This is a genomic window from Streptomyces sp. NPDC050636 (assembly GCF_040654775.1).
In the GTDB taxonomy this organism is placed as follows: domain Bacteria; phylum Actinomycetota; class Actinomycetes; order Streptomycetales; family Streptomycetaceae; genus Streptomyces.
The window spans coordinates 195,485-217,348 of record NZ_JBFAIP010000001.1 but is presented as its reverse complement, the minus strand read 5'-3'; the positions used below and the strand labels follow the sequence as shown (position 1 = coordinate 217,348).

Below are 21,864 nucleotides of genomic sequence, written 5' to 3'. Positions count from 1 at the left end.
GCGCAGCAGCTCACTCCCCGCCGTGCTCCGTCTCATGCTGCAGGATGCATTGCTGCCACTGGGACAGAGCCTCCTCGCGGTCGCCTCCGGTGTCCTGGGCGGCGACGATCAGCGCGTCGGCGGCCATGGCGGCAAGCCGTACGGCGATATGGCAGACGTCGCGCTGGGGGAGCGGCCGGAGGAGTTCCACCGCGCCGTCGCTGTCGCCGGAGAGCGCCGAGGCGACGACGGCCATGGTGGTGCGATCCCACTCGTACTCGGACATGGGGTGAGCATGCCCAGCAGCAGGCATCGCCATCATCGAACGGGTGAGTGTGCGGGCGGGCGACGGGAGGTGTGGATGTCAGATCTGGACTCGGGACGCCACTCACCCCACCGACCGCCACCCGCCGCAACGGGACATCCGCAACAGCACGCACCCCAACAGCACGCACCCCAACAGCACGCACCCCAACAGCACCCGCCCCAACAGGACCCGCCCCAACAGGACCCTCCGGACCGTACCGATCAAAAGCCACCTCACGGGCGACTGTTCGCAATACGATCCTGGCCCCGAATCGATCATTCTTGGTCGATTAAAGTGCCGCCAGGGGAGGCCGCAAGGCCCCGCGACGTTGTGAGCTTCGGGAGGTCGCGTAGTGAGCGAGCGAGCCATGGGAAGGTGCGCGCCTCGCGAGTGCGGGGCCGAGCGGAGCGAGGTTTCGGCATGAGCGCAGTGGCAGGCAACACCGCCATCTGGGGCCGCGCCGAACAGCAGGACTTCCGCAGCCGGGTGCGTGGCTGTCTGCTCGGCGGCGCCATCGGCGACGCGCTCGGCGCGGGTATCGAGTTCGACTCGCTCGACGCGATCCGCGAGGCGCACGGCCAGGAGGGCGTGACAGATTTCGTCCCGGCCTTCGGGCGGCGCGGCGCGGTCACCGACGACACCCAGATGACCTTGTTCACGGTCGACGGGCTGATACGCGCCCAGGTGCGTCGCGACACCGGCGCCTGGCATCCGCCCACCGACGTTCACCGCGCCTATCTGCGGTGGGCCGCCACCCAGCGCGACTGGGGCCCGGACGAGCGCAAGAAGGACGACGGCTGGCTCGCCCGTGAGGAGTGGCTCTACTCCCGGCGGGCACCCGGCCGGGCCTGCCTGAGCGGCCTCGGCGACGACAAGATGGGCACGCTGGAGAAGCCCAAGAACCCCGACTCCAAGGGCTGCGGCGCCGTGATGCGCTCCGCGCCGTTCGGCCTGCTCGTCGGCTGGGAGCCGCAGCTGGTCTTCCAGCTGGCCGTCGAGTGCGCCGCGCAGACGCACGGCCACCCCACCGGCTATCTGGCGGCCGGCGCGTTCGCGATCATCAGCCATTCGCTGGCCCGTGGTGAGGACCTCGACGGCGGCGTCCAGAAGGCCCTGGCGCATCTGGCCACCCGCCCCGGCCACGAGGAGACCACGGACGCCCTCAAGCGCGCGCTCGGCGCCGTACGGCAGGGCATGCCGACGCCCGCCCGGGTGGAGTCGCTGGGGGAGGGCTGGACGGCCGAGGAGGCGCTGTCGATCGGTGTGTACTGCGCGCTGGTCGCCGAGGACATCCGGCATGGGCTGCTGCTCGCCGTCAACCACGGCGGCGACAGCGACTCGACCGGCGCCATATGCGGCAATCTGCTGGGCACGCTGCACGGCGAGACGGCGTTGCCGCCGGTGTGGCTGGTCGAACTGGAGGGCCGGGACACGATCTTGCAGCTCGCCGACGACTTCGCGCTGGAGATGACGCAGGGGCCGGCGCTGCACGGCCCGGCGGGATCGGCGCCGGGCTGGCTCGCGCGCTATCCACGTGCCTAGGGCCTGTCCGATGGGTCAGGGCCGGAAATGCCGCCCCGTCCGCCCCGTTCAGCCCACTCGCCCCGCTCACCCGCTCACCCGCTCACCCGCTCACCTCGTTCGTCCAATAGGTCGTCGCGTACGTCTCGTCGACGATCACGCAGCCGGCGGCCAGCAGTCGGCTCGGGCGGAGGCCGAATGTGGCGTGAAAGGCGCTGCTGAGGTGGGACGGACTGGAGAAGCCCGCCTCCGCGGCTGCATCTGTCAGCGTGCCGTAGTCCAGGAACGCTCTCCCGGCGCGCAGCATCCGCGCCCACATCCGGTAGCGGCGGAAGCTCGTACCGGTCTGCTCGCGGAAGAGATGCAGAAAACGGGATCTGGACAGGCCGACTCTGGAAGCGAACTCCGTTGCACCGTCAGCCAGTTGGGGATCCTTTAGCAGCTTTCGCGCGGCGGCTCGGATACGTGGATCGATGTCCGGGCTCTCGGGCCTCTCGGGTGCCACACAGAGCTGCACGAGGTCCTTCCTCTCGGCGGCAGAGACCGCCACCGGTGCCTCGCCCGCCCCCAGAGCTGCCACGCAGGCGCGTTCCGCGGCCGAGCCCGGCTCGAAGTAGCAAAAGGTCATCCAGCCGCCGTGGGCCTCGATCCGGTGCGGCACCCGTGCACGTATCAGCGCACCGCGTGCCGTGCGACGCGTACCGTCCGCCGTCTCCAGCGTGAACTCCTTGTCCGTGCCGATGGCGAGTACGGCGACCGAGCCGGAGTGCAGGTCCAGTTCCAGTGAGGGGCCGCTGTAGACGGCACGTCCGGGCCACAGATTGAGCCGGGCCGATGGCTCGGGGCAGCACGTTGGTGAAAGCGCGTCATCGGTCATGACCGGCATCCTCCCCGACATGATGAACATGGCGATCACGACGATGAACGTGGCCATCACGACGACGAAGATGGCGGTTGCGACGGACGCGATGGTCGCGACGGACGCGATGGCCACGACGTACACGATGGCCACGACGGGGACGCTCACCACGGCCGCCCTCGCGCTCTTCTTCCTCGGCATGGGGATGTACGGGCTGGCCGCGCCCGCCGCTCTGGTCCGGCCGTTCGGCATCGGGTTGGGCGGCGCGGCGGCCCGTACCGAAGTACGGGCCGTGTACGGCGGGTTCGGCGTCGCGATGGCGGCACTGCTCGGCTGGGCCGCGGTCGATCCGGCGGACGCGCTGCGCCGGGGCGCGGTGCTCGCCGTCGCGGTCGCGCTGCTCGGGATGGCCGGCGGACGGCTCGCGGCGCGGATCGCCGAGCCGCCGGGTTCCTGGTACCCCTCGTGGTTCTACTTCTGGGTGGAGCTGGTCGGCGGCGGCCTGCTGCTGGCCACCGTCACGATGACGTGACCCCAGGCCCCAAAGCCCGCAAGCCCCCCAACTCCTACCCCCCAACCCCTCCCCCTCACGACCCCAAAGCCCCACGACTAGCCCGGCCCTCACCCCGTCCTCGGCGCCCCCCGTTCCACGCGCTTCTCCCCCTCAGTAACCGCCCCCGAAGCCGCCCCCGACACGTCCCCGCCGTCCCCGTCGCCCCCGGAGTTGATCCGCGCCAGCAGTGCGTCCCGCTCGTCCGTGGCCTCCGGCTTGATCAGGCCGATCAGGATGAACAGGACCAGCGACGTCGCGACCGGGGACACGATCTGGATCTGTAGCTGGATATCGCTCAGCCCGTAATTCGTCAGCCAGAACGCGAACAGCCCGGCCGCCCAGGACGTCAGGGCCGCCGTCGGGCCGGACTTACGGAACACCGGCAGCATGCCGAGCAGGAACGGGATGGAGATCGGCCCGACGAGTCCCGCCACCCACTTGATGACGACGGTGATGATGTCCTTGAACGTGGGCGAGTTGACCTGTGTCGCGATCGCCATCGACAGCGCGAGGAACGCCACCGTCGACAGCCGCGCCGCCAGCAGACCGGCCCGGTGGGACCAGTTGCGCGCCTTCTCGCCCAGCTTCGGCAGCGCGGGCGCGATATCGCGGGTGAAGACCGCGGAGATGGCGTTGGCGTCCGAGGAGCACATGGCCATCGTGTGGGAGAAGAAGCCGACGGTGACCAGGCCCAGCAGGCCGTGTGGCAGCAGGCGTTCGGTCAGCAGCGCGTACGAGTCGGAGGCGTCCGGCTTCTCCGCCTTGACCAGCAGCGGAGCCACCCACATCGGGAAGAAGAGGACCAGTGGCCAGATGAACCACAGCGCCGCCGACAGCCGCGCAGAGCGCTTGGCCTGCCGAGCGTTGCGGGTCGCCATATAGCGCTGCGCCTGGTTCCACATGCCACCGCTGTACTCGAAGGTCTTGATGAAGAGATAGGCGAGCAGGAACGTGAGGGTGTACGGGCCGACGGTCGGCTGGGTGTGTGTGTCCGGCAGCTTGTCCCATACGGTCCACAGCGAGCTGAAGCCGCCCAGCTTGCCCATGACGGTGACCAGCATCGCGATACCCGCCAGCAGCTGGATGACGAACTGTCCCAGCTCCGTGAGCGCGTCCGCCCACAGCCCGCCGACCGTGCAATAGACGCCGGTGATCACGCCCGTGATGAGGATGCCCTGGTTGAGGGAGAGGCCGGTGAAGACGGACAGCAGGGTGGCGATGGCGGCCCACTTGGCGCCCACGTCCACGATCTTCAGCAGTACGCCGGACCAGGCGAGCGCCTGCTGCGTCGGCAGGTTGTAGCGGCTCTTGAGGTATTCCAGGGGCGAGGCGACGCCGAGCCGTGAGCGCAGCCGGTTCAGCCGTCCCGCGAACAGATGGGCGCCGATGGCGATACCGATGGCGATGGGGAAGGACCAGGTGACGTAGGAGGTGACGCCGTACTGATAGGCGATGCCGGCGTAGCCGGTGAACATCACCGCGCTGTAGCCGGACATGTGGTGGGAGATACCGGACAGCCACCACGGCATCTTGCCGCCCGCGGTGAAGAAGTCGCTGACGTCGTCCACGCGCTTGTGCGACCACACACCGATCGCGACCATCACACCGAAGTAGCCGATGAGTACGGCCCAGTCGAGACTGTTCATACCCCCTCCAGGGGTCCGCCTTGTGAACGTTGCTTACCTGGCATCACTTCGCCGTGACGTCCGGTGGGGCGGTATCCCCGTGCGGGAGTCGGGGACTTCGTGGATTGAACCGTCCGACAGCGGGCCGGTCAAGGCTATGAGCGGTCATGAATGTGAACTGCAATCAGGAAAGCGAACGTTTTGCCTTCTCTTGACCCTGAGGGGCGTTGTCCCGACCGCGTCGCCGAACACACGATGAACGGACACTTCGCCGGGCGCCGTATGCCCGAACGCAAAACCGCACGGGAGCGGGATCCCGTGCGGCCGGCTGGGAGAAAGGGGGAATGCTGAGGGAAAGGGGGAATGGGGTCGCGGCGGGCGGCTACCGCATCAACTCGCCCGCATCGGCTACCGCATCAACTCGCCCGCATTGACCAGCAGCGACTGCCCCGTAATGGCGCGCGCCCGATCGGAGGCCAGGAAGACCGCCGTCTCGGCCACATCGGCGTCCGTCGCCAGTTCCGGCAGCGCCATCCGCTCGGTGAGCCGGTCCAGCACCTCGGACTCCGGTACGCCCTCGCTGTGCGCCGTGAACCGTACGTACGCCTCCACCGGCGGGCCCCACATCCAGCCCGGCTGCACGGTGTTGACCCGTATCCGGTCCGGCCCCAGCTCGCGCGCCAGCGAGTACATCGCCGAGACCAGCCCGCCCTTGGACGCCGCGTACGCCGCCTGCTGCACCTGTGAGGGGGCGGCGACCGACGACTGGGTGCCGATCATCACCACCGATCCGCCGCCCCGCGCCGTGAGCGACGGCAGGCAGGCGCGGGTCATCCGCAGTGTGCCGAAGAGGTTGACGTCGACGACATCGCGCCAGGAGCCGAAGTCGGCGTCCCGCAGGCCCCCGAAGAGTGAGTCCAGTGCCGCGACATGGATCACCGCGTCGATTCCCCCGAACCGCCGCACGGCGAGCGCGGCCAGCGCCTCGCACTGCGCCTCATCGCCGATATCGGTCGCCTGCCAGGCCGTACGCTCCCCCGAAGGGTCGATCTGCGCCGCCGACTTGGCGAGATTCCTTTCCGTGCGGGCCCCCAGGACCACTGCCGCACCGTCCCGTACACACGCCGCCGCGACCTGATGGCCGAGCCCGGTTCCGACGCCTGAGACGACGACGGTCTTGTTGCGCAGCAGCATGCGTGCCTCCCGGTCGTGCCTTCTGCCGACCCTGTTCTGACAGTGCGTCAGAATAGGGTCGGGGGCGTGCGAAGGCCATACCGGCGGGGATGCAGCGGCGGGGCGCGGCCACCCTGCGACCGCTTCGCCGGTTCGACCGCTATGCAGCTACTGCCGGTTCGACGGCTACTGCCGGTTCGGCCGCTACTGCCAGTCGGACCGCTCGGTCGCCTCGATGCAGTACTGCACCCAGCGGCCCTTGCGCTTGGGGCTGGTCGTCGGAGTCGCGCAGACTCTGACGTGGAAGGTCTCACTGACCGCCACCATGTTGGTGAACTGATCGGGGCCGTAGTCGATGGAGTTGTGCTGGGTCGGCTTCGCCCCGCCGTCCAGCCGGACGGACACCGTGTCCCCGGGCTCGCCCTGCGTGATCTTTCCCCATACGGCTGGGCACCGCTTGCTGTAACGGACCTGTAGTGCCACCGGGTTGCCGCCATCGGGCTGCCAGGTGGTCGCTTCGCCGGCGCACCACTCCTTCTTCGGATTCTTTCCGGTGCAGCCCGCCCCGGGGCACTCGGGAGGCGGGTCCTCGGTGACGCCTTTCCAGAAGTCGGTGAAGACGATCGGGACGATTCCGGTCACGACGGCCGTGACGAGTCCCACGACCAGGGCGTGCTTGGCATGGGCGCGCAGCCACGGGCCGACGCCGCGCAGCCGGGCCCGAAGACGCTGCGGGACTGCGGGATCGGCATCCGGCTCGGGGGCGGGATCAGGGTGAGGGCTGGGGGCGGGAGTGGGATCGGGAGTGGGATCGGGATCGTCGTTCGCCGGGCTGTGCGCCGGCTCGTCCACGCCTTGGGTCATCCGGCCTCCAGGGAGGTCCACGTGCCGAGGACCTCCCATTTTCCGGCATACGGAGGGGCCTCCGGAAGCGCATTTTTCGCCCTTGGACGCGCCCCCCGAGCGCAGGCTGCGCGCCGTCTCACCCCTCCCGGCGGACGTCCCCTCGGGCCTTCCCCAGGGCTACCGCCAGCCGCTCCAGCCCCTCGCGGATCTCCGCCGGCGAGTGCGTCACGAACGACAGACGGGCGGCCGCCGCGTCCGGCGGCCCGGCGAAGAACGGTGCCCCGGGGACATAGGCGACGTCATGCCGCACCACCTCGGGCAGCAGCGCCGTCGCGTCGTACCCCTCGGGCAGCGTCGCCCACACGAACATGCCGCCCGACGGGCGGTTCCACCGCGAGCCCTCGGGGAGCGCCGCGGCCAGCCCGTCCACCAGGGCGTTCCGCCGCTCGCGGTACGCGCCGCGCACCCGCTCAAGATGTGCGTCCAGGTCCGCGACCGCCAGGTACCGTGCCGCGGCTGCCTGGTCGACGGTGGAGGTGTGCAGGTCGGCTGCCTGCTTGGCGATGACACAGGCGCGGCGCAGGGCGGCCGGCGCGCGCAGCCAGCCGAGCCGCAGACCGGGCGCCATCACCTTGGAGAACGAGCCGAGCAGCGCCGTACGGTCCTCGGCCCCGGGGAAGGAGGCGATCCACGGCACCGGCTCGCCCTCGAAGCGCAGTTCGCCGTACGGGTCGTCCTCGGCGATCCACAGCCCGCGCCGGGCGGCGACCCCGGCGACCGCGGCCCGGCGCTCGGCGGACAGCGTCCGGCCGGTCGGGTTCTGGAACGTCGGCACGATGTAGAGCAGCTTGGGCCGCTCGCGCGCGGCGATCTCGTCCAGCGCGGCCGGGTCCAGGCCCTCGTCGTCGGTCGGCACCGGCACCACCCGGACGCCGGCGATCGAGAAGATCTGGAGCGCCGCGAGGTAGCAGGGGTCCTCGACCAGCACCACATCGCCCGGCTCCAGCAGTGCGGTGGACAGCAGCGACAGGCCCTGCTGGGAGCCGGTGGTCACCAGTAGATCGTCGTCGGCGGTGGACAGTCCGCGCGCGGTGGTGCGCCCCGCGACGGCCGCGCGCAGCGCCGGATCGCCCTCACTGGTCGAGTACTGCAGGGCCTGCCGCGGCGCTTCGGTCAGCACGTGCTGGAAGGCGGCGGCTATCCCTGCCGCGTCGAACAGTTCGGGCGCGGGGAGCCCGCCGGCGAACGAGATGACCTCGGGGCGGGCGGTGAGCGCCAGGATGTCGCGTACGGGCGAGCTGCCGGTCTGCGCCGCGCGGGCGGCGAGCTCGGGGACGGGGGCGGTGGCGTCGGCAAGGGTCGCGTCCGGCATGGCGGCTCCAATCGCTCGTAGTCTGCGTTAACCGTCGTTAGCTGTAGATGGCAGGGAGCATAAGCGGCCAGGGGCGGCATGTGCAGACCTGCCCGGATGGTGAACCGGCGGACGGATCCACCGCTTTACCCCCTCCCCTTCTGACGGTACGTCAGCTACACCTGTCTGCCATGACCGAAGACACCACACAGGCCACCAGCGACACCGCACAGGCCACCAGCGACACCGCACAGGCCACCAGCGACACCGCACAGGCCACCACCGATACCGCACATGCCGCCACAGGCACCGGCAGCGCGACCTACGCCGAGTTGGCCGCCGTCGGCCCCTACGGCGTACACCCCGGGCATGCGCTGATCACCATGGTCGAACCGCACCCGGGCCATGAGTACGCCTACAACCGCTGGTACGAGGACGACCACTACATCGCGGGCGCGATGGCGATGCCCTGGATGTTCGCCGGCCGCCGCTGGGTCGCCACCCGCGACCTGCAACTGCTGCGCTACCCGGAGAAGTCCGCCGTCGCTCGGCCCGTCACGGCCGGCTGCTATCTCTCCACGTACTGGATCACCGACGGCCGCTACGACGAGCACATGAAGTGGACCGTCGGCATCAACAAGCGCCTCAACCGGGACGGCCGGGTTTACCAGGACCGTACGCATGTCTTCACGGCCTTCCAGGACCATGCGGCGACGGTCTACCGGGACGGCGCTGCGGGCCCCCGGGACTTCCACGCACTGGACCACCCGTACGCCGGACTTGTCCTGGAGGTGATCGACGCGGACGGTCCCGAGCGCCGCGCCGAACTGCTGGAGTGGCTGCGCGCCCGGCATCTGCCGCGGCGGCTGGCGGGCTCGCCGGCGGCGATGGTCACGGTCTTCCGGCCGACGCCGCTGCCGGGGGACCGGATGACGTATGTGAAGCAGGTCGAGGGCGTCGACACCCGGCTGACGTTGCTCTGGTTCCTCCAGGAGGACCCGCGCGACGCCTGGGCGGAACACTTCGCCGACCGGGAGGCGGCCGTCGCCGAGTCGGGGCTGGGACGCGTGGAGCTGGTGGCGCCGTTCATTCCGACCGTCCCCGGGACGGACCGGTACGTGGCCGAACTCCGTTGACCGGACGCGGTCCAGGAGGCCGCGGTCCGCACGCGGACAGGGCCGAGCCCCCTCGGCCGGGACGGCGATCCAGTCGAGAGGGCTCGTATCTGCGGTGCGGTCACACGGACCGCGGTTGGTTGCGGTCCGGGTCAGGCCAGGCCGTACGCGCCGCCGGCGACGTCCGACACAAAGCTCTTCCAGGACGAGTTGTCGAACGTCAGGCGCGGACCGTCGGGGTCTTTGGAGTCGCGCACCGCGATGGCTGCGGTGGTGGGCACGGCGATCTCCACACAGGCGCCGTTGCCACCGGAGTACGAGGACTTGGTCCACGAGAATGCGGAATTGGGCTGAATGGCCATGTTCACTCCGACTCACTCTGAGTTGCTGCGGATTCGGTAATGCTGACGCTAGTCGCCAACATCACTGGCCACAGTGGCCGTTCACCCTTCCGAATGGCATATTTCTTGATCCCTTTTCACGGAGACGGAGCCTGGTGTACCGTGCCGCCCCGTTCTCCGGAATGCCGGATTCCGCCCGTCAGGGCCCATTCACCGGCCCATTTCGCGCCCATTCCCGCACCCATTCCGAAACCCGCGGCTTCTCACCCCATTGCGTCCGCATGCCTCTTCGACGCCGAGGCGATGAACTCCCGGCTCTGGTCCGCATTCAGCGCCTGGGCGCGCAAATGCTCGTACATGATCGTGTACTTGTGCACATCGTTGGTTTTCTCCAGATAGAGATCACTGGTAACGCCCTCGATGTAGACCACACTCGAATCGGAGGCATCGTCGAATTCCAGGATGGAAAACGTTCCCGACATCCCCGCATGCGCACCGGTGTCATACGGCAGCACCTGCACCGTCACATGCGGCAGATGACTCATCTCGACGAGATGGTCCAACTGCTCGCGCATGATCAGATGGCTGCCGACCACCCGCCGCAGCGCGGCCTCGTCCAGCACCACCCACAGCCGCAGCGGGCGCTTGCTGTCATTGACCCGCTCCTGGCGGCGCATCCGCACCTGGATGCGCTTCTCCAGCGGCTCGGGCGCCAGCTCCGGAACCGTGCCGGGAATGACCGCCTCGGCATAGCCGGGGGTCTGCAGCAGACCGGGTACCAGAAGGGACTCGTACACCCGCAGCGAGGCCGCCTCGGTCTCCAGGCCGATGTAGACGCTGTACGGGATGTCGCCGAACGCGTGCCACCAGCCTTGCTGACGCGAATCCTTGGCCATCTGCATCAGCGAATCGACTATGCGGTGATCGTCGACCTCGTAGACGCCGCACAGATCGCGGACATCGCGTTGGCTGATGCTGCGGCGGCCGTTCTCCAGCCGGCTGATCTTCGACTGCGAGACGAGCAGACGCTCGGCCACCTCTTCCGCCGTCATGCCTTTGAGCTCGCGGAGCCTGCGCAGCTCCTGGCCCAACCGGCGTCGCCTGACGGTGGGATTGACATTGGACGCCACGGGACGTGCACCTCCGGCTCCGTACTGCTGTCGTTTCCTGCCCAGCAGGGTGCCACCCCAGGTCGACGCCGCGCAGTCAAACGCACACAGAAGGCGAGCGAGCATGCGCGTGGGGTGGCGGGCCGGCCGTCGTCCAGAACGGCCGGCCCACCACCCCGCGCTTTCTTGCTGCGGCTCCCGAACGGGAATGAGGGGTCGGTGGTGCGGTCAAGCGGTACGCCCGAGCGGGCCGGTCAGGCGGCGAGCTCCCGTGGTCCGGGTAAACGCGCGGTTGGTGCGCACTCGCACTCGCACACGCGCACGTACCGGGGTGCGTGTGCGTGTGCGACTGCTGACCTGTGGTGCGGCGCCATACGTCAGCGGGCTCCGACGCGGGCCATGCTGCCGTGGCCGTGCCGCGACTGGACCGGCACTCCGGCCGTGTCCGCCGTGGCCCGGGCCGCCGGCTGCCGGACTCCCGGGCCGCTGCCCGGTCCGCCCGCGACCTGTGCCCGTCGAGGCTGTGCCGCGACGCCGTTCTGCACATCCATGACGGCGTGTGCGACCAGCCCGCCCATCGGGTCGTGCCGGATCAGATCCCGGAGACGGGAGCGCGATGACCGCCCTTCGTTCCCTGGGTAGAGGTGCTTGCCGAGTCCGACCGCATGGGCCAGCGCGGCGAGCGCCGCGGTCCGCGGGTCCGGCGGTACGCCGGTGCGGATCGCGTTGTCGAGCCGGGCCCTGATTTCCCGGCTGATGGCCGTCTCCGTCGCTTGGTAGCGCGTCGTCGGCAGCACCCCGCACATCTGTCCCGCCACGGCATGCACCATGCCGCACCGTTCCAGATGCGTGAGATACGTCTGGCGCAGCCCCAGCCGGGGCCCGCCGATCCAGTGGACCGCGCGCACCGGACTGCCGCGTCGGCGCAGCAGTTCGAGCGCGGAGTCCAGAGTCGGATCTCCTGTCGGCCGTGCCATCACCACGGCGATACGATCCCCGTCTGGGGCTATCCGTCCTGCCAGAGCCAGCTCTACTAGCTGTGCCCCGGCCAGGCCGAGGTCGAGCGACTGCGGCTGCGCTGTGGTGCCCGTGGTCGGGTCCAAAGCGAGCAGCAGAAGCTCCTCCGGAATTGTTCTGCGGCTCCTGCCCATCCATGCCTCCCCGCGTGGATGAATGACAGGGTGACCCCTCTCACATTCATCTGTCGAGGGTGCGTGGTGGTTTCGATATGGAACCGGTAGGTATGTCGTTCTCGTCTTGCACGTCGGCGATACCTTCCGTGGGGCGTGCGGCGTCGTGATTCGCGTGGCGGCGAGATGGCGCCACGCGTACACAGGACACTTGGGAACACTGGGCCAGGCAGCAGTGCGACGTATGAAGGAGACATCGGTGGCGGGCGAGTCCCCCGACAAGTCGGACAAGAAGCAGTCGTCGGGGGAGACGGCGGGGGGCGAACGTGATCCGCGCCTGACCGTCTTCCGTGAGAGGCCGGATAAGCCGGCGGAGTCGAGTGGGCCGGCGGAATCGGATAAGCCGACGGAGTCGGGTAAGGGCGACGGTTCGGCTGCTGGTGCCGGAGAACGGTCCGGGGACGAGCCTGAGCCGTCCCAGGAGGCCGTGGCGGACGGCGAGGGCGCCGGGAGTGGCCCCGGGGGCGGCGACGACCGTCTGCGGGCCGCTGTGGCCGCGTGGGTCGCGAGTACGGATGACGACGACGTCGCGGACGACGGTGACGCCGCCGACGACGGTGACGGTGACGCCGACACGGATGCGGATGCGGATGCGGATCGTGGCGACGCGGAGCCGGACGAGGAGTCGGGCGCGAAGCCGGGCGCGAAGCCGGGCGTGAAGACTGAGACCAAGGCCGAGACCAAGGCCGAGACCAAGGCCGAGGTCAAGGCGATCAAGGCCGAGGTCAAGGCGGATGCCGCCGATGAGCCCGAGCCTGCCGATGAGCCCGAGCCTGCCCCCGAGGCTGAGTCCGCCTCCGAGGCCGAGTCCGAGCTGAAGTCCGAGCTGAAGTCCGAGCGGAAGTCCGAGCCGAAGCCCGAGCCCGTCGATCAGGCGACCGCCGTGTTCAAGACCGTCGGCCCGAAGAAGGGCAAGGGCGGCGGCGAGGGCGATGGGAAGGGCGACGGCGAGAGCGGCGGCAAGGCCGGTGACGACGCCGAGGCCGACGAGCCGCCGGTCGATAACGCGACCCGAGTGTTTGCTATCGGGAACCTGAAGGGGAAGCTCGCGGCGGATCAGCCCGTCGACCAGCCCACCACGGCCTTCAAGATCACCCCGCCCGGCGAGGACAAGGCCAAGGGGAAGGGCGAGGAAGACCCCAAGGGCGAAAAGGGCAAGGGCGAAAAGGGCAAGGGTGACGCTGACAAGGGTGGCGCTGACAAGGGTGGCGGCAAGGTCGCCGGCAACGACGCCAAGCAGGCCACCGAGCAGGACGCCAAGAACGACGCCAAGCAGGACGCCAAGGCCGCCTCCGGCACCCTCGCGCCCGAGCGGGACGCCGAGCGGACCAGCCAGTTCGTGGCGCTGAAGTCGGCGGACGACGGTGTGGCGGAGAAGTCGCTCGGCAAGACGGCGAGCAAGACGGCCCCACCCGCTCCGGTGCCCGCCCGCAGGCCCGACAAGGCGTCCCGGACGCCGCTCCCCGCCGAGTCCACCAAACCCGCCGCGCCCGCAAAGCCCGGCACCCCGCCCCCCGCCGCGGCCGCGACCGGAGCAACCGCCACCGGTGCCACCGCGCCCGAGCGGCCCCAGGAGCAGCCTCAGCCCGAGCGCGGCACGCTGCCCGAGTCCGAGCGGACCCGGCAGGAGCCGCTGCCGCCGCTCGACCTGCTGGCGAAGCTCACCAACACCCCGGCGCCGCCCGAGACCACGCTGCGGACGGTCGTCCGCCGGTTCAAGATCTGGACCCCGCTGGTAGTGCTGCTGGCGATCATCTTTGTGATCGTCCAGGCGGTGCGGTCGCTGCCCGCCCCGGCGCTCGCCGTCGGCTCGTCGACCGCGTTCACGTTCGCGGGCGGCAAGCTCTCCATGCCGTGGCCCGACCAGGGCCAGTCCGCGGCGGAGGTCGTCGGTGTCGGCAGCATGGGCACGTCCGGCCAGGCGAAGCCGGTACCGACCGCGAGCGTCGCCAAGGTGATGACCGCGTATGTGATCCTGCGCGACCACCCTCTCAAGAAGGACGAGAAGGGTCAGACGATCACGATCGACGCGCAGGCGGAGGCGGACTCGAAGAAGAAGGACGAGTCGCGGGTGCCGCTCAGGGCGGGGCAGCAGTTCAACCAGTTCCAGATGCTGCAGATGCTGATGATCCCGTCGGGTAACAACGCCGCCCGCCAGCTGGCTCGTTGGGACTCCCAGACGGAGGAGGCGTTCGTGAAGAAGATGAACGCCGCCGCCAAGAAGCTGGGGATGACCAAGACGACGTACACCGACCCCAGCGGCCTGGACAAGTCGACCGTGAGCACCGCCGTCGATCAGCTCAAGCTCGCCGAAGAGGTCATGAAGAACGACGCCTTCCGTTCGGTCGTGCTCACCGAGAACGTCCAGATCGAGGGCCTTCCGGAGAAGATTTACAACAACAACAGCCTGCTCACGGATATGCCGGGTGTGGTGCGCGGCATCAAGACCGGTTCGAGCACGCCGGCCGGCGGCGCGTTCATGTGGGCCGCCTACCGCACGGTCGGCGACAAGGACCAGATGCTGCTCGGTGTGACGATGGATCAGCGCACCAACAGCCCCGACCCCAACGCCCACCTCCTGCTGGCCCTGCAGAACACCTCGAAGGTGATCACGGCGGCCAAGGACTCCCTGGTCTCGGCCACCGTGGTGGAAAAGGGCCAGGTCGTGGGCTATGTCGATGACGGGCTCGGCGGTCAGACGCCGGTCGTCGCGACCAAGGACCTGTCGGCGATCGGCTGGCCCGGTCTGAAGGCGACCTTCTCCATCAGCGACGGCGGCAAGCCCGTCCCGCACGAGGCGAAGGCCGGCACCAAGGTCGGTGTGCTGACGGTCGGCAAGGGCGAGAACGCGAAGAAGGTACCGGTCGCGCTCCAGAAGGACCTGACCGAGCCGACGTTCGGCGCCAAGCTGACGCGCCTGGGATGAGCGACGGGTTCCGGGCCGGTCCGCTCACCGGCCCGGACCCGCCCGCTCGCCCCGCACGACCCGTTGGCGCATCCCTTAGTACATCCCTTAGTACGTCCCTCACTGCATCCCTCCTGGTGCATCGCTACCGGTGCCCCTAGTAGTGCGTCCCCTACGTGACTGTGACCGGAGTCCGTCATCGACGTAGTGCAAGCGCAGAAGACGACGACCGCGTCCTCCGTAACCGCCCGTGATACTCGGGCGGTGCGGGGCGCGGTGGTGCTGGTTCCCTCGATGCTGATGCTGTTCCTGGGGGCGTGGGGCATCCGCCGGCAGGACGCCATATGGCGGGACGAGGCCGTCACGTACGACATGGCGCACCGCTCCCTGGCCGAACTGTGGCCGACGCTGATGCATGTCGATGTCGTCCACGGCCTGTATTACGCGCTGATGCACTGCTGGTTCGCCGGCTACGACGCCACGCTCGGCGGCGTCCTCGGTGACGTGACCGGACTGCGGCTGCCGTCGGTGGCCGCCATGACCGTCGCCGCGGCGGGTGTCGCCCTCTTGGGGCAGCGCCTGGTCGGGCGGCGGGCGGGGCTGTTCGCGGGTGTGACGTTCGCGCTGATCCCCGTCGTGCAGCAGTACGCGCAGGAGGGCCGCTCCTACGCGATGGTCTGCTCGCTGGTCGTCTGGTCCACGTATCTGCTGGTGCTGGCCGCCGCCCGGCCGCGCCGGAAACTGTGGGTCGGCTATGCGGCGCTGATGCTGTTCGCCTGCATGCTGCACGAGTTCGCCGCGCTGGCGCTGCCGGCACACGGCGCCGCGGTGATCGTGGCGCGCCTGCCGCGCCGTGTCCGGCGCTCCTGGGCCCTCGCCTCCGTCAGCGTCCTCGCCGGTCTCGCTCCGCTCGCGGTGTTCAGCACCCGGCAGTCGGCGCAGATCGGCTGGCTGATGTGGCCGGACCCCGTCCAGCTGCTGACGTTCGCCGTGCTGGCGGTGCTGGGTGTCGCCGCCGCCCGGGTCCCGGTGCTACCCCACGCCTCAAGGGCGCGGGTGGAGGTGCCCCCAGCGGTAGCTGGGGGAGTACCCCCAGCCGGCCCGATCGGCCTGCGCGCCATCGGCATTCCCCTGCTGCTCCTGCCCACTCTCCTCCTCTTCCTCCTCTCGTACGCCGAACCGGCGTACGTCGACCGCTACGTCCTCTACTACGTCGCCGGATTCGCGCTGCTCGCGGGTGCCGCGCTGGCCCGCCTGCTGCGGCCGGTCGGCGAGCGCGGCCAGACCCATGGCCGGCGGTTGCGGCGGGCGGCGGCTCTGGTGCTGGTCGTGGCGGCGCTGCTGCCCGTCAACGTCCATCTGCGCAGTCCGGACAGCCGGGTTGACGACGCCTCTGCGGTTGCCCGGGCCGTACGCGAGGTGGCCGAGCCCGGGGACGGACTGCTGTTCATGCCGTCCCGGCGCCGGATCTGGATGGCGGCGCATCCGCACGAGTTCAGCGGGCTGGCCGATCTCGCCCTGGCCAGGAGCCCGGTGGAATCGCACTCCCTCTACGGCACCGAGCGGTCCGGCGATGCGATCCGGGACCGGATACTCGCCGTCCGCCGGATCACGGTCGCCGGCGACCCGGACGACCAGCCGGTCGATGACAACGACCAGGAAATCGCCAAACGGGCCACCCTGTGGGACTCGTTCGAGGCCTGCGCCAGCCGCGGGGTCCGGGGCGCCCGGATCACGGTGTACGCGCGGCCGGGGGAGTGCGGGCGGTAGGGGCCGGTCCTACGGGGTGGGCGGGGCTTGGGTGGCCGGGTGGCTGCTCGGGGCCGGGCGGCCGTTCGGGGGCGCGTGGTCGTCGGCGCCTGGGCGGAAGGGAAGGCGGGGAGGTGGTAGGTGGGGCATCCGGAGAGGCGCCAAGCCGGTCATCCGGAGCCTGTGACGGTGTTACAGGCTCCGGTGGCGGCGTCACTACTGCTGCGGGTGGAAGGTGTGGACGAGCTCGATGCGGCCGACGATATGCCGGTTGAACTCCTCCAACTCCTCGGCGGGCACCCATAGTTCGAGGATCGTCCGGCCGCCCGCCTGGCGTACCGGATAGCGGTCGAGAAAGTCCGACTCGACCTCGAAGCGGGTGACATGGCCGATGCCGGAGGCCGGCACATTCCAGTCGCGGGCGATCCGTATTGCGTAGTCCTCGTTGAGTACGGGATAGAAGATCGGCTGGTCGGGCAGGCGCGGCGGCCAGGCGCGCCAGCCGGAGGCCTCGACCAGTGCGAGCTCCTCGGGGCCGGTGGGGCGCCAGAGGGTACGGGATGGCGGTCCCCCCTGAGAAGTTGAGTGCTTGGGGGAGGGAGCGGTCTCGTCGCGGGTCGTCTCGATCACGGTCGTACGGTACGGGGAGTGCGGGGCGCGGGCACGGGGATATACGGGCGCGGGGGCAGGCGGGGCGGGGGTGCGCGGGTGCGGGTGGCGGGGTGCCTGGCGGGGGTGCGGCAGCCGGCTTCCCGCTTACAGCAACCCCGCCGCCGCGCCCTCGATGCCCAGCAGGTCGTGGAGCGCGGTCGCGCCGTCCGGGGTGAGGCGTACCGCCCGGCCGCTGCCGATGCGCCGGACCCAGCGGCGGTCCAGCAGCCGGTCGCAGATGCGGGCGCCGGCCGTGCCCGCGAGATGCGGCCGCCGCTCGGTCCAGTCGAGGCAGCCCCGGGCCTGCGGGCGGCGCCCATGTAGTGCGGCGGGCTCGATGCCCAGGCCGTCGGCGAGCCACTCCCGGCCCGCGTCGGTGAGCGCGAACCCGCCGTCCTGGTCGAGCAGCCCGCGCCCGGTCATCGCGTCGGTGATGGCGACGCCGAGCCGCCCCGCCAGGTGGTCGTAACAGGTGCGGCCGCGGGCGAGCGCGGCGGACGCGTTGGCGGCGCGCAGCCCGCGCGGCGCCGTGGCCGGCGGGTCGAGATGGGCGGTCAGCGATTCGAGCAGCTCGGCGACGTGCGGGCCGGCGAGCTGGACGTAACGGTGGCGGCCCTGGCGCTGCTCGACGAGCAGCCCGCCCTCGGTCAGCCGGGTCAGATGCTCGCTCGCGGTCGACGGCGCGACCTGCGCATACGCCGCCAGCTCACCGGCGGTCCAGGCCCGCCCGTCGAGCAGCGCAAGACAGAACGTCGCCCGGGTGCGGTCCGCGAGCAGCGCGGCCAGCCGGGCGAGCTCGGAGCCGTACGCCGGAGTCGTCACGTGGTCACCGGATCGGCGATGAGGCCACCGGAGGCGTCATCGCCCGTCGAAGTCGTCATGAGCCCATTGTCCGCCGCAACGTTTCGGCGCTCACCGCAACGACCCCGGCCTACGGTGCCCGCATGACCACCGCCACCTTCCCCCACGCCACCGCCTCCCCCTCCCACGCCTCCGCCTTCCATGCCTCTTCCTCCCGCGCCTCCGCCTTCCACGCACTCCACCACGCCGACGAGCCGCTGCTGCTGCCCAACGCCTGGGACGTCGCCTCGGCCGTAGCGCTCGCCGGCGCCGGACACGCGGCGATCGGTACGACGAGCCTGGGTGTCGCGTCGGCTCACGGCCGGCCGGATGGGCAGGGGCTTCCCGAGGTCCGGGACGCGACGCTGGCCCTGGCGCGGGGGCTCGCGGGCCGGCTGCCGTGCCCGTTCACGATCGACATCGAGGGGGGATTCGGCGACGGCCCTGAACAAGTCAGTGGTGTGGCCGGCGAGTTGGCGGAGGCCGGAGCCGCCGGTCTCAATCTGGAGGACGGACTGCCCGGCGGCGGAGGGCTCCAAGATGCGGCCTGCCAGGCCGAGTTGATCGCCGCGGTGAAGGAGCGAGCGCCGGGGCTCTTCCTCAACGCCCGGATCGACACACACTGGCTGACGGACGCCCCGCCGCCTCTCTCGGTGACGCTCGCGCGCGCCGAGATGTATCTGGCCGCGGGCGCCGACGGCATTTTCGTGCCGGGCGTCGTCGGGGACGAGGACATATCGGTGCTGGTCGCCGCCGTGCCCGCCCCGCTGAACGTCCTCTTCGCTCCGGGGCGGCACACCGTCAGTCGTCTGGCGGAGCTCGGCGTACGCCGTATCAGCACTGGCTCGCTGCTCTTCCGTACGGCCTTGCACGCCGCGCTCGCGGCGGCGGAGTCCGTCCGTGCGGGTCGGCGGCCGGGCACCGGGCCCGGAGCGGAAGACGACGTACCGGGGTACGCGGAGGTGCAGCGGCTGGCGGGGGAAGGGTTGAGGTAGGGCGGACGGGCGGACGGGCGGACGGGCGCCGTGGACGTGCGGACGTGCGCCGTGTGGCTCGGGCGTCGTTGTTCAGGCGCGCTGCGCGCGGTGTCCCTGTCGCGACGGGACCGACCGGTCCACCGCCACCTGGTTCCCCTGGCGCCGGCGGTGCACGGCGAGGCCCGCTCCCGCGACACCCAGCGCGCCGGCACCGCCGATGAGCCCGGCCTTGGGCAGATGTCCGGCCTTCTCGGCCAGTCCGGCCAGCCCGTTGTCCGGCAGCATGATCGACGTGCGGCCGCCCGTGGGGGCGGTCGAGTCGGCGGCGAAGGCGGCGCCTGCGGGAAGCAGCAGGACGGCCAGTGCGCCGGTCGCGACGGTGGCGGTACGGATCACGGAGCGGCGCTGGCCGCGCATGGGTTCTCCTCTGACGGACGGTCTGACGGACTGCTTGATGAAGGAAACGCTACGGAGCGTCCTTAACGGCGATCCATCCGTTGTGTAACAGTCGGCAAGATCTCTGCGGTCAGTCGTGTGACGAAACGAGGGCGCGCGCTACGCAGTCCATCCGTCACTTTGGGTAGCTTGGTCAAGCTATGCCCCCATATATGCGCTACGAGTGTGGGTAGCAGGCGTGCGCGGCGGGTGTGCGAACGCGTGGGCACGACAGGTCAACGTGTGGGCACGACAGGTCAGGGTGACGGCGGGAAGGCGGTGGCGGCATGTGGCGGTGGCGGGCACGCGGGACGCTGGTCTCCCTTGCCGCGCCGGCCGTGCTCGCGCTCGTCGCCGGGTGCGCGGGGCTGGAGGGGCTGGAGAGTGAGGGGCGGGCCAGGGATGTGAAGGCGCCGGTCCCGCTGTGGCCGGGCTATTCGCCCGCCCCGCTCGGCCGGGACGAGAATCCGGCCGTCCTCAAGCCCGTCCCGGGTGTGCCACGCATCCCCAGCGGCGATATGACGGACGCGGACGCGCTCACCGTCCTCGACGCAGACATCGAGGCGGAGGGCCGCACACCGCCCGCCCCGAAATCCGTACGCCGTCCCGTTCTGCATGACCTCACCGACGACGGCAAGCCCGACCTGATCACGGTCGTCGACCTCGATCCGCGCAACAGCGAGCTGCGCGTCTACAGCGTCCGGCGCCAGGTCGTGACCCGGGTGCTGGCGCTGCGCGGTGTACTGGCCGGCGTCGAGCTGGCGGCCGGGCACCTCTCCCTCCGCGAGCCCACCAAGGACCCGCGCTATGTCAGCGTCACCGACTACGTCTGGGACGGTGACGCGATGGGCCTGTGGGACCTCACCCTCGACGACGCCCGCAAGGCACCGCGCCCGTCGGACGCCGGCTCCCCGTCATCGGGGAGCTCACCTTCCCCCGATGGCTCCTCGACGCCCGGTGACTCACCGTCACCCGTCGGCTCTCCGCCACCTGGTGGCTCTCCGTCCCCCGGAGGCGGGTCGTGAGACGCCTGGCGGTCTCGATCCGCTGGAAGTTCGCGCTGACCGTGACGGCGGTGTGCTGCGCCGTCGCCGCCGTCCTCGGTGTGCTCGTCCATAACGCGGTGGCGCGCGAGACCGTCGGCCATGTCCGCAAGCACGCCCGCGAGGACCTCGACACCGCGCTGGACCTCTTCGAGTACGGCACCTCGCGCGAGGGCATCAACTCCCTCCTCAATCCGCCCGAACTCCCCGCTCCACTGCGTTCGTTGGCGCACTCCGGTGAACGCGGCAGCATGGTCGGGACGTATCGGGGGAAGTCCGTGATGTGGGCGGCGGCACCTGCGGACAGCCAGGTGCTGGCCGTCTGGTCGCCGTATGGCAGCGCCCGGCGCTCCCTGGAGATGCTCGATACGGCGATCCTGGGCTCGGCGGTGCTCGCCGCCACCGCCGTCGCGTTCGCCGGGCTGCTCCTCGCTCAGCGCATCAGCCGCCGGCTGGTGACCACCGCGGCCGTCGCCCGCCGGATCAGCGCCGGCGATCTGGATGCCCGGGTCGGCGACTGCATGGGGCGGAAGCCCGGCAGCGGGTCTGCGGCCCAGGACGAGGTGGCAGCGGTGGCCGCGGCCCTGGACCAGGTGGCCGGTTCCCTGCAGAGCCGCCTCCAGGCCGAACAGCGCTTCACCGCCGACGTCGCCCATGAACTGCGCACCCCGCTCACCGGCATCCTCGCCTCCGCCGATCTGCTCCCGGAGGGCCGGCCCAAGGAGATGATCAACGACCGGCTGCGGGCGCTGCACCGGCTCACCGAGGATCTGCTGGAGATCTCCCGGCTGGATTCCGGCGCCGAACACGCCGACCTCGACTCGTACGAACTCGGCTCGCTGGTCGAACGTGCCGTACGCGCCACCGGGCTCGACACCGAGGTGCGCATCGCCGCCGACCCGGCCACCGGCACCGCCGCCGACACGGTTGTCGAGACGGACCGGCGCCGCCTCGACCGCATCATCGCCAACCTCGTGATCAACGCGCACCGGCACGGGGCGCCCCCGGTCGTGGTCACCGTTGACGCGCCGCCCGGCGGCACGCCGACCGTGGAAGTACGCGATCACGGGCCGGGCTATCCCGACGAGCTGCTGCACCACGGCCCGCAGCGCTTCCGTACCGACGCCCCCGGCCGCGGCAAGGGCCACGGCCTCGGCCTGACCATCGCGGTGGGCCAGGCCGCCGTCCTGGGCGTCGACCTGCGCTTCGGCAACGCCCCGGACGGCGGCGCCCGGACGACGCTTCACCTGCCGGATCAGCCACCCAGGCGCATGCCCTCCGCCCACCGCTGACCT

20 protein-coding genes are annotated in these 21,864 nt (G+C 70.5%); 8 read left to right on the top strand and 12 right to left on the bottom strand.

The window, feature by feature from the left end:
* Nucleotides 1-10: 10 nt before the first annotated feature.
* On the bottom strand, nucleotides 11-265 hold the full coding sequence (locus AB0I10_RS01075) for a hypothetical protein (protein WP_136741392.1): 255 nt from the start codon (nucleotides 263-265) through the stop codon (nucleotides 11-13).
* A 441-nt stretch (nucleotides 266-706) separates the two neighbouring features.
* On the opposite strand from AB0I10_RS01075, the gene AB0I10_RS01070 reads away from it, so the two are divergent.
* Nucleotides 707-1,828: an ADP-ribosylglycohydrolase family protein gene (locus AB0I10_RS01070; RefSeq protein ID WP_363150157.1), complete on the top strand. Its 1,122-nt coding sequence runs from the start codon at nucleotides 707-709 to the stop codon at nucleotides 1,826-1,828.
* A gap of 82 nt (nucleotides 1,829-1,910) precedes the next feature.
* Here the strand turns inward: AB0I10_RS01070 and AB0I10_RS01065 are convergent, their stop codons facing one another.
* Entirely contained in the window at nucleotides 1,911-2,684 is a 774-nt protein-coding gene (locus AB0I10_RS01065; RefSeq protein WP_363150156.1) for an AraC family transcriptional regulator, read from the bottom strand.
* Here AB0I10_RS01065 and AB0I10_RS01060 point away from each other — a divergent pair.
* Complete coding sequence (locus AB0I10_RS01060; protein WP_363150155.1) at nucleotides 2,683-3,198, top strand: DUF4345 domain-containing protein; 516 nt, start codon at nucleotides 2,683-2,685, stop codon at nucleotides 3,196-3,198. The genes AB0I10_RS01065 and AB0I10_RS01060 overlap by 2 nt on opposite strands.
* An 89-nt stretch (nucleotides 3,199-3,287) precedes the next feature.
* On the opposite strand, the gene AB0I10_RS01055 is transcribed toward AB0I10_RS01060, so the two are convergent.
* The 4 genes from AB0I10_RS01055 to AB0I10_RS01040 all read right to left on the bottom strand — a co-directional run bounded on the left by AB0I10_RS01055 (nucleotide 3,288) and on the right by AB0I10_RS01040 (nucleotide 8,235).
* Nucleotides 3,288-4,865, bottom strand: coding sequence for a sodium:solute symporter family protein (locus AB0I10_RS01055; protein ID WP_363150154.1), 1,578 nt, complete (start codon nucleotides 4,863-4,865; stop codon nucleotides 3,288-3,290).
* Nucleotides 4,866-5,252: 387 nt separating this feature from the next.
* The gene (locus AB0I10_RS01050) at nucleotides 5,253-6,038 is read right to left on the bottom strand and encodes an SDR family oxidoreductase (RefSeq protein WP_363150153.1); all 786 of its coding nucleotides are present in this window, start codon (nucleotides 6,036-6,038) and stop codon (nucleotides 5,253-5,255) included.
* Between the two features lie 183 nt (nucleotides 6,039-6,221).
* Complete coding sequence (locus AB0I10_RS01045) at nucleotides 6,222-6,881, bottom strand: DUF2690 domain-containing protein (protein WP_363150152.1); 660 nt, start codon at nucleotides 6,879-6,881, stop codon at nucleotides 6,222-6,224.
* A gap of 118 nt (nucleotides 6,882-6,999) precedes the next feature.
* Nucleotides 7,000-8,235, bottom strand: coding sequence for a PLP-dependent aminotransferase family protein (locus tag AB0I10_RS01040; protein ID WP_363150151.1), 1,236 nt, complete (start codon nucleotides 8,233-8,235; stop codon nucleotides 7,000-7,002).
* A gap of 170 nt (nucleotides 8,236-8,405) precedes the next feature.
* Here AB0I10_RS01040 and AB0I10_RS01035 point away from each other — a divergent pair, with 170 nt between their 5' ends.
* Nucleotides 8,406-9,350, top strand: a complete 945-nt coding sequence (locus AB0I10_RS01035) for a hypothetical protein (RefSeq protein WP_363150150.1) — start codon at nucleotides 8,406-8,408, stop codon at nucleotides 9,348-9,350.
* Nucleotides 9,351-9,481: 131 nt separating this feature from the next.
* Here AB0I10_RS01035 and AB0I10_RS01030 read toward each other — a convergent pair whose 3' ends face one another.
* From AB0I10_RS01030 to AB0I10_RS01020, 3 genes are all read right to left on the bottom strand, one after another.
* Nucleotides 9,482-9,691: a DUF397 domain-containing protein gene (locus AB0I10_RS01030; RefSeq protein WP_363150149.1), complete on the bottom strand. Its 210-nt coding sequence runs from the start codon at nucleotides 9,689-9,691 to the stop codon at nucleotides 9,482-9,484.
* A 242-nt stretch (nucleotides 9,692-9,933) separates the two neighbouring features.
* Nucleotides 9,934-10,800 (bottom strand): helix-turn-helix transcriptional regulator, encoded by an 867-nt coding sequence (locus tag AB0I10_RS01025; protein ID WP_363150148.1) that lies wholly within the window; start codon nucleotides 10,798-10,800, stop codon nucleotides 9,934-9,936.
* Nucleotides 10,801-11,156: 356 nt separating this feature from the next.
* Nucleotides 11,157-11,930: a GPP34 family phosphoprotein gene (locus tag AB0I10_RS01020; RefSeq protein WP_363150147.1), complete on the bottom strand. Its 774-nt coding sequence runs from the start codon at nucleotides 11,928-11,930 to the stop codon at nucleotides 11,157-11,159.
* 238 nt (nucleotides 11,931-12,168) lie between these two features.
* Here AB0I10_RS01020 and AB0I10_RS01015 point away from each other — a divergent pair, with 238 nt between their 5' ends.
* Together AB0I10_RS01015 and AB0I10_RS01010 are read left to right on the top strand one after the other, a co-directional pair.
* Nucleotides 12,169-14,895: a D-alanyl-D-alanine carboxypeptidase gene (locus AB0I10_RS01015; protein WP_363150146.1), complete on the top strand. Its 2,727-nt coding sequence runs from the start codon at nucleotides 12,169-12,171 to the stop codon at nucleotides 14,893-14,895.
* A gap of 243 nt (nucleotides 14,896-15,138) precedes the next feature.
* Nucleotides 15,139-16,644: a glycosyltransferase family 39 protein gene (locus tag AB0I10_RS01010; protein ID WP_363150145.1), complete on the top strand. Its 1,506-nt coding sequence runs from the start codon at nucleotides 15,139-15,141 to the stop codon at nucleotides 16,642-16,644.
* A 195-nt stretch (nucleotides 16,645-16,839) separates the two neighbouring features.
* On the opposite strand, the gene AB0I10_RS01005 is transcribed toward AB0I10_RS01010, so the two are convergent.
* Both AB0I10_RS01005 and AB0I10_RS01000 read right to left on the bottom strand, forming a co-directional pair.
* On the bottom strand, nucleotides 16,840-17,142 hold the full coding sequence (locus AB0I10_RS01005) for an ADP-ribosylation/crystallin J1 (protein WP_363150408.1): 303 nt from the start codon (nucleotides 17,140-17,142) through the stop codon (nucleotides 16,840-16,842).
* A gap of 237 nt (nucleotides 17,143-17,379) precedes the next feature.
* Nucleotides 17,380-18,096: a helix-turn-helix domain-containing protein gene (locus tag AB0I10_RS01000; RefSeq protein WP_363150144.1), complete on the bottom strand. Its 717-nt coding sequence runs from the start codon at nucleotides 18,094-18,096 to the stop codon at nucleotides 17,380-17,382.
* Between the two features lie 122 nt (nucleotides 18,097-18,218).
* Between AB0I10_RS01000 and AB0I10_RS00995 the strand changes: the two genes are divergently transcribed.
* Nucleotides 18,219-19,109 carry an isocitrate lyase/phosphoenolpyruvate mutase family protein gene (locus AB0I10_RS00995; protein WP_363150143.1) on the top strand — a complete coding sequence of 297 codons (891 nt, stop codon included), beginning with the start codon at nucleotides 18,219-18,221 and terminating at the stop codon, nucleotides 19,107-19,109.
* A gap of 72 nt (nucleotides 19,110-19,181) precedes the next feature.
* Here the strand turns inward: AB0I10_RS00995 and AB0I10_RS00990 are convergent, their stop codons facing one another.
* The gene (locus tag AB0I10_RS00990) at nucleotides 19,182-19,508 is read right to left on the bottom strand and encodes a hypothetical protein (RefSeq protein WP_363150142.1); all 327 of its coding nucleotides are present in this window, start codon (nucleotides 19,506-19,508) and stop codon (nucleotides 19,182-19,184) included.
* Between the two features lie 305 nt (nucleotides 19,509-19,813).
* Between AB0I10_RS00990 and AB0I10_RS00985 the strand changes: the two genes are divergently transcribed.
* Together AB0I10_RS00985 and AB0I10_RS00980 are read left to right on the top strand one after the other, a co-directional pair.
* Nucleotides 19,814-20,551: a hypothetical protein gene (locus AB0I10_RS00985; RefSeq protein WP_363150141.1), complete on the top strand. Its 738-nt coding sequence runs from the start codon at nucleotides 19,814-19,816 to the stop codon at nucleotides 20,549-20,551.
* On the top strand, nucleotides 20,548-21,861 hold the full coding sequence (locus tag AB0I10_RS00980; RefSeq protein ID WP_363150140.1) for a HAMP domain-containing sensor histidine kinase: 1,314 nt from the start codon (nucleotides 20,548-20,550) through the stop codon (nucleotides 21,859-21,861). The genes AB0I10_RS00985 and AB0I10_RS00980 overlap by 4 nt, the downstream gene beginning before the upstream one ends.
* Nucleotides 21,862-21,864: the final 3 nt, after the last annotated feature.

Excerpts from the sequence above, each read along its gene's own strand:
- AB0I10_RS01020 (WP_363150147.1), bottom strand. The coding sequence starts at position 11,930 with ATGGGCAGGAGCCGCAGAACAATTCCGGAGGAGCTTCTGCTGCTCGCT.
- AB0I10_RS01035 (WP_363150150.1), top strand. The coding sequence starts at position 8,406 with ATGACCGAAGACACCACACAGGCCACCAGCGACACCGCACAGGCCACC.
- AB0I10_RS01065 (WP_363150156.1), bottom strand. The coding sequence starts at position 2,684 with ATGACCGATGACGCGCTTTCACCAACGTGCTGCCCCGAGCCATCGGCC.
- AB0I10_RS00985 (WP_363150141.1), top strand. The coding sequence starts at position 19,814 with ATGTGGCGGTGGCGGGCACGCGGGACGCTGGTCTCCCTTGCCGCGCCG.
- AB0I10_RS01070 (WP_363150157.1), top strand. The coding sequence starts at position 707 with ATGAGCGCAGTGGCAGGCAACACCGCCATCTGGGGCCGCGCCGAACAG.
- AB0I10_RS01055 (WP_363150154.1), bottom strand. The coding sequence starts at position 4,865 with ATGAACAGTCTCGACTGGGCCGTACTCATCGGCTACTTCGGTGTGATG.
- AB0I10_RS01050 (WP_363150153.1), bottom strand. The coding sequence starts at position 6,038 with ATGCTGCTGCGCAACAAGACCGTCGTCGTCTCAGGCGTCGGAACCGGG.
- AB0I10_RS00995 (WP_363150143.1), top strand. The coding sequence starts at position 18,219 with ATGACCACCGCCACCTTCCCCCACGCCACCGCCTCCCCCTCCCACGCC.
- AB0I10_RS00990 (WP_363150142.1), bottom strand. The coding sequence starts at position 19,508 with ATGCGCGGCCAGCGCCGCTCCGTGATCCGTACCGCCACCGTCGCGACC.
- AB0I10_RS01045 (WP_363150152.1), bottom strand. The coding sequence starts at position 6,881 with ATGACCCAAGGCGTGGACGAGCCGGCGCACAGCCCGGCGAACGACGAT.
- AB0I10_RS01060 (WP_363150155.1), top strand. The coding sequence starts at position 2,683 with ATGACCGGCATCCTCCCCGACATGATGAACATGGCGATCACGACGATG.
- AB0I10_RS01040 (WP_363150151.1), bottom strand. The coding sequence starts at position 8,235 with ATGCCGGACGCGACCCTTGCCGACGCCACCGCCCCCGTCCCCGAGCTC.
- AB0I10_RS01030 (WP_363150149.1), bottom strand. The coding sequence starts at position 9,691 with ATGGCCATTCAGCCCAATTCCGCATTCTCGTGGACCAAGTCCTCGTAC.
- AB0I10_RS01075 (WP_136741392.1), bottom strand. The coding sequence starts at position 265 with ATGTCCGAGTACGAGTGGGATCGCACCACCATGGCCGTCGTCGCCTCG.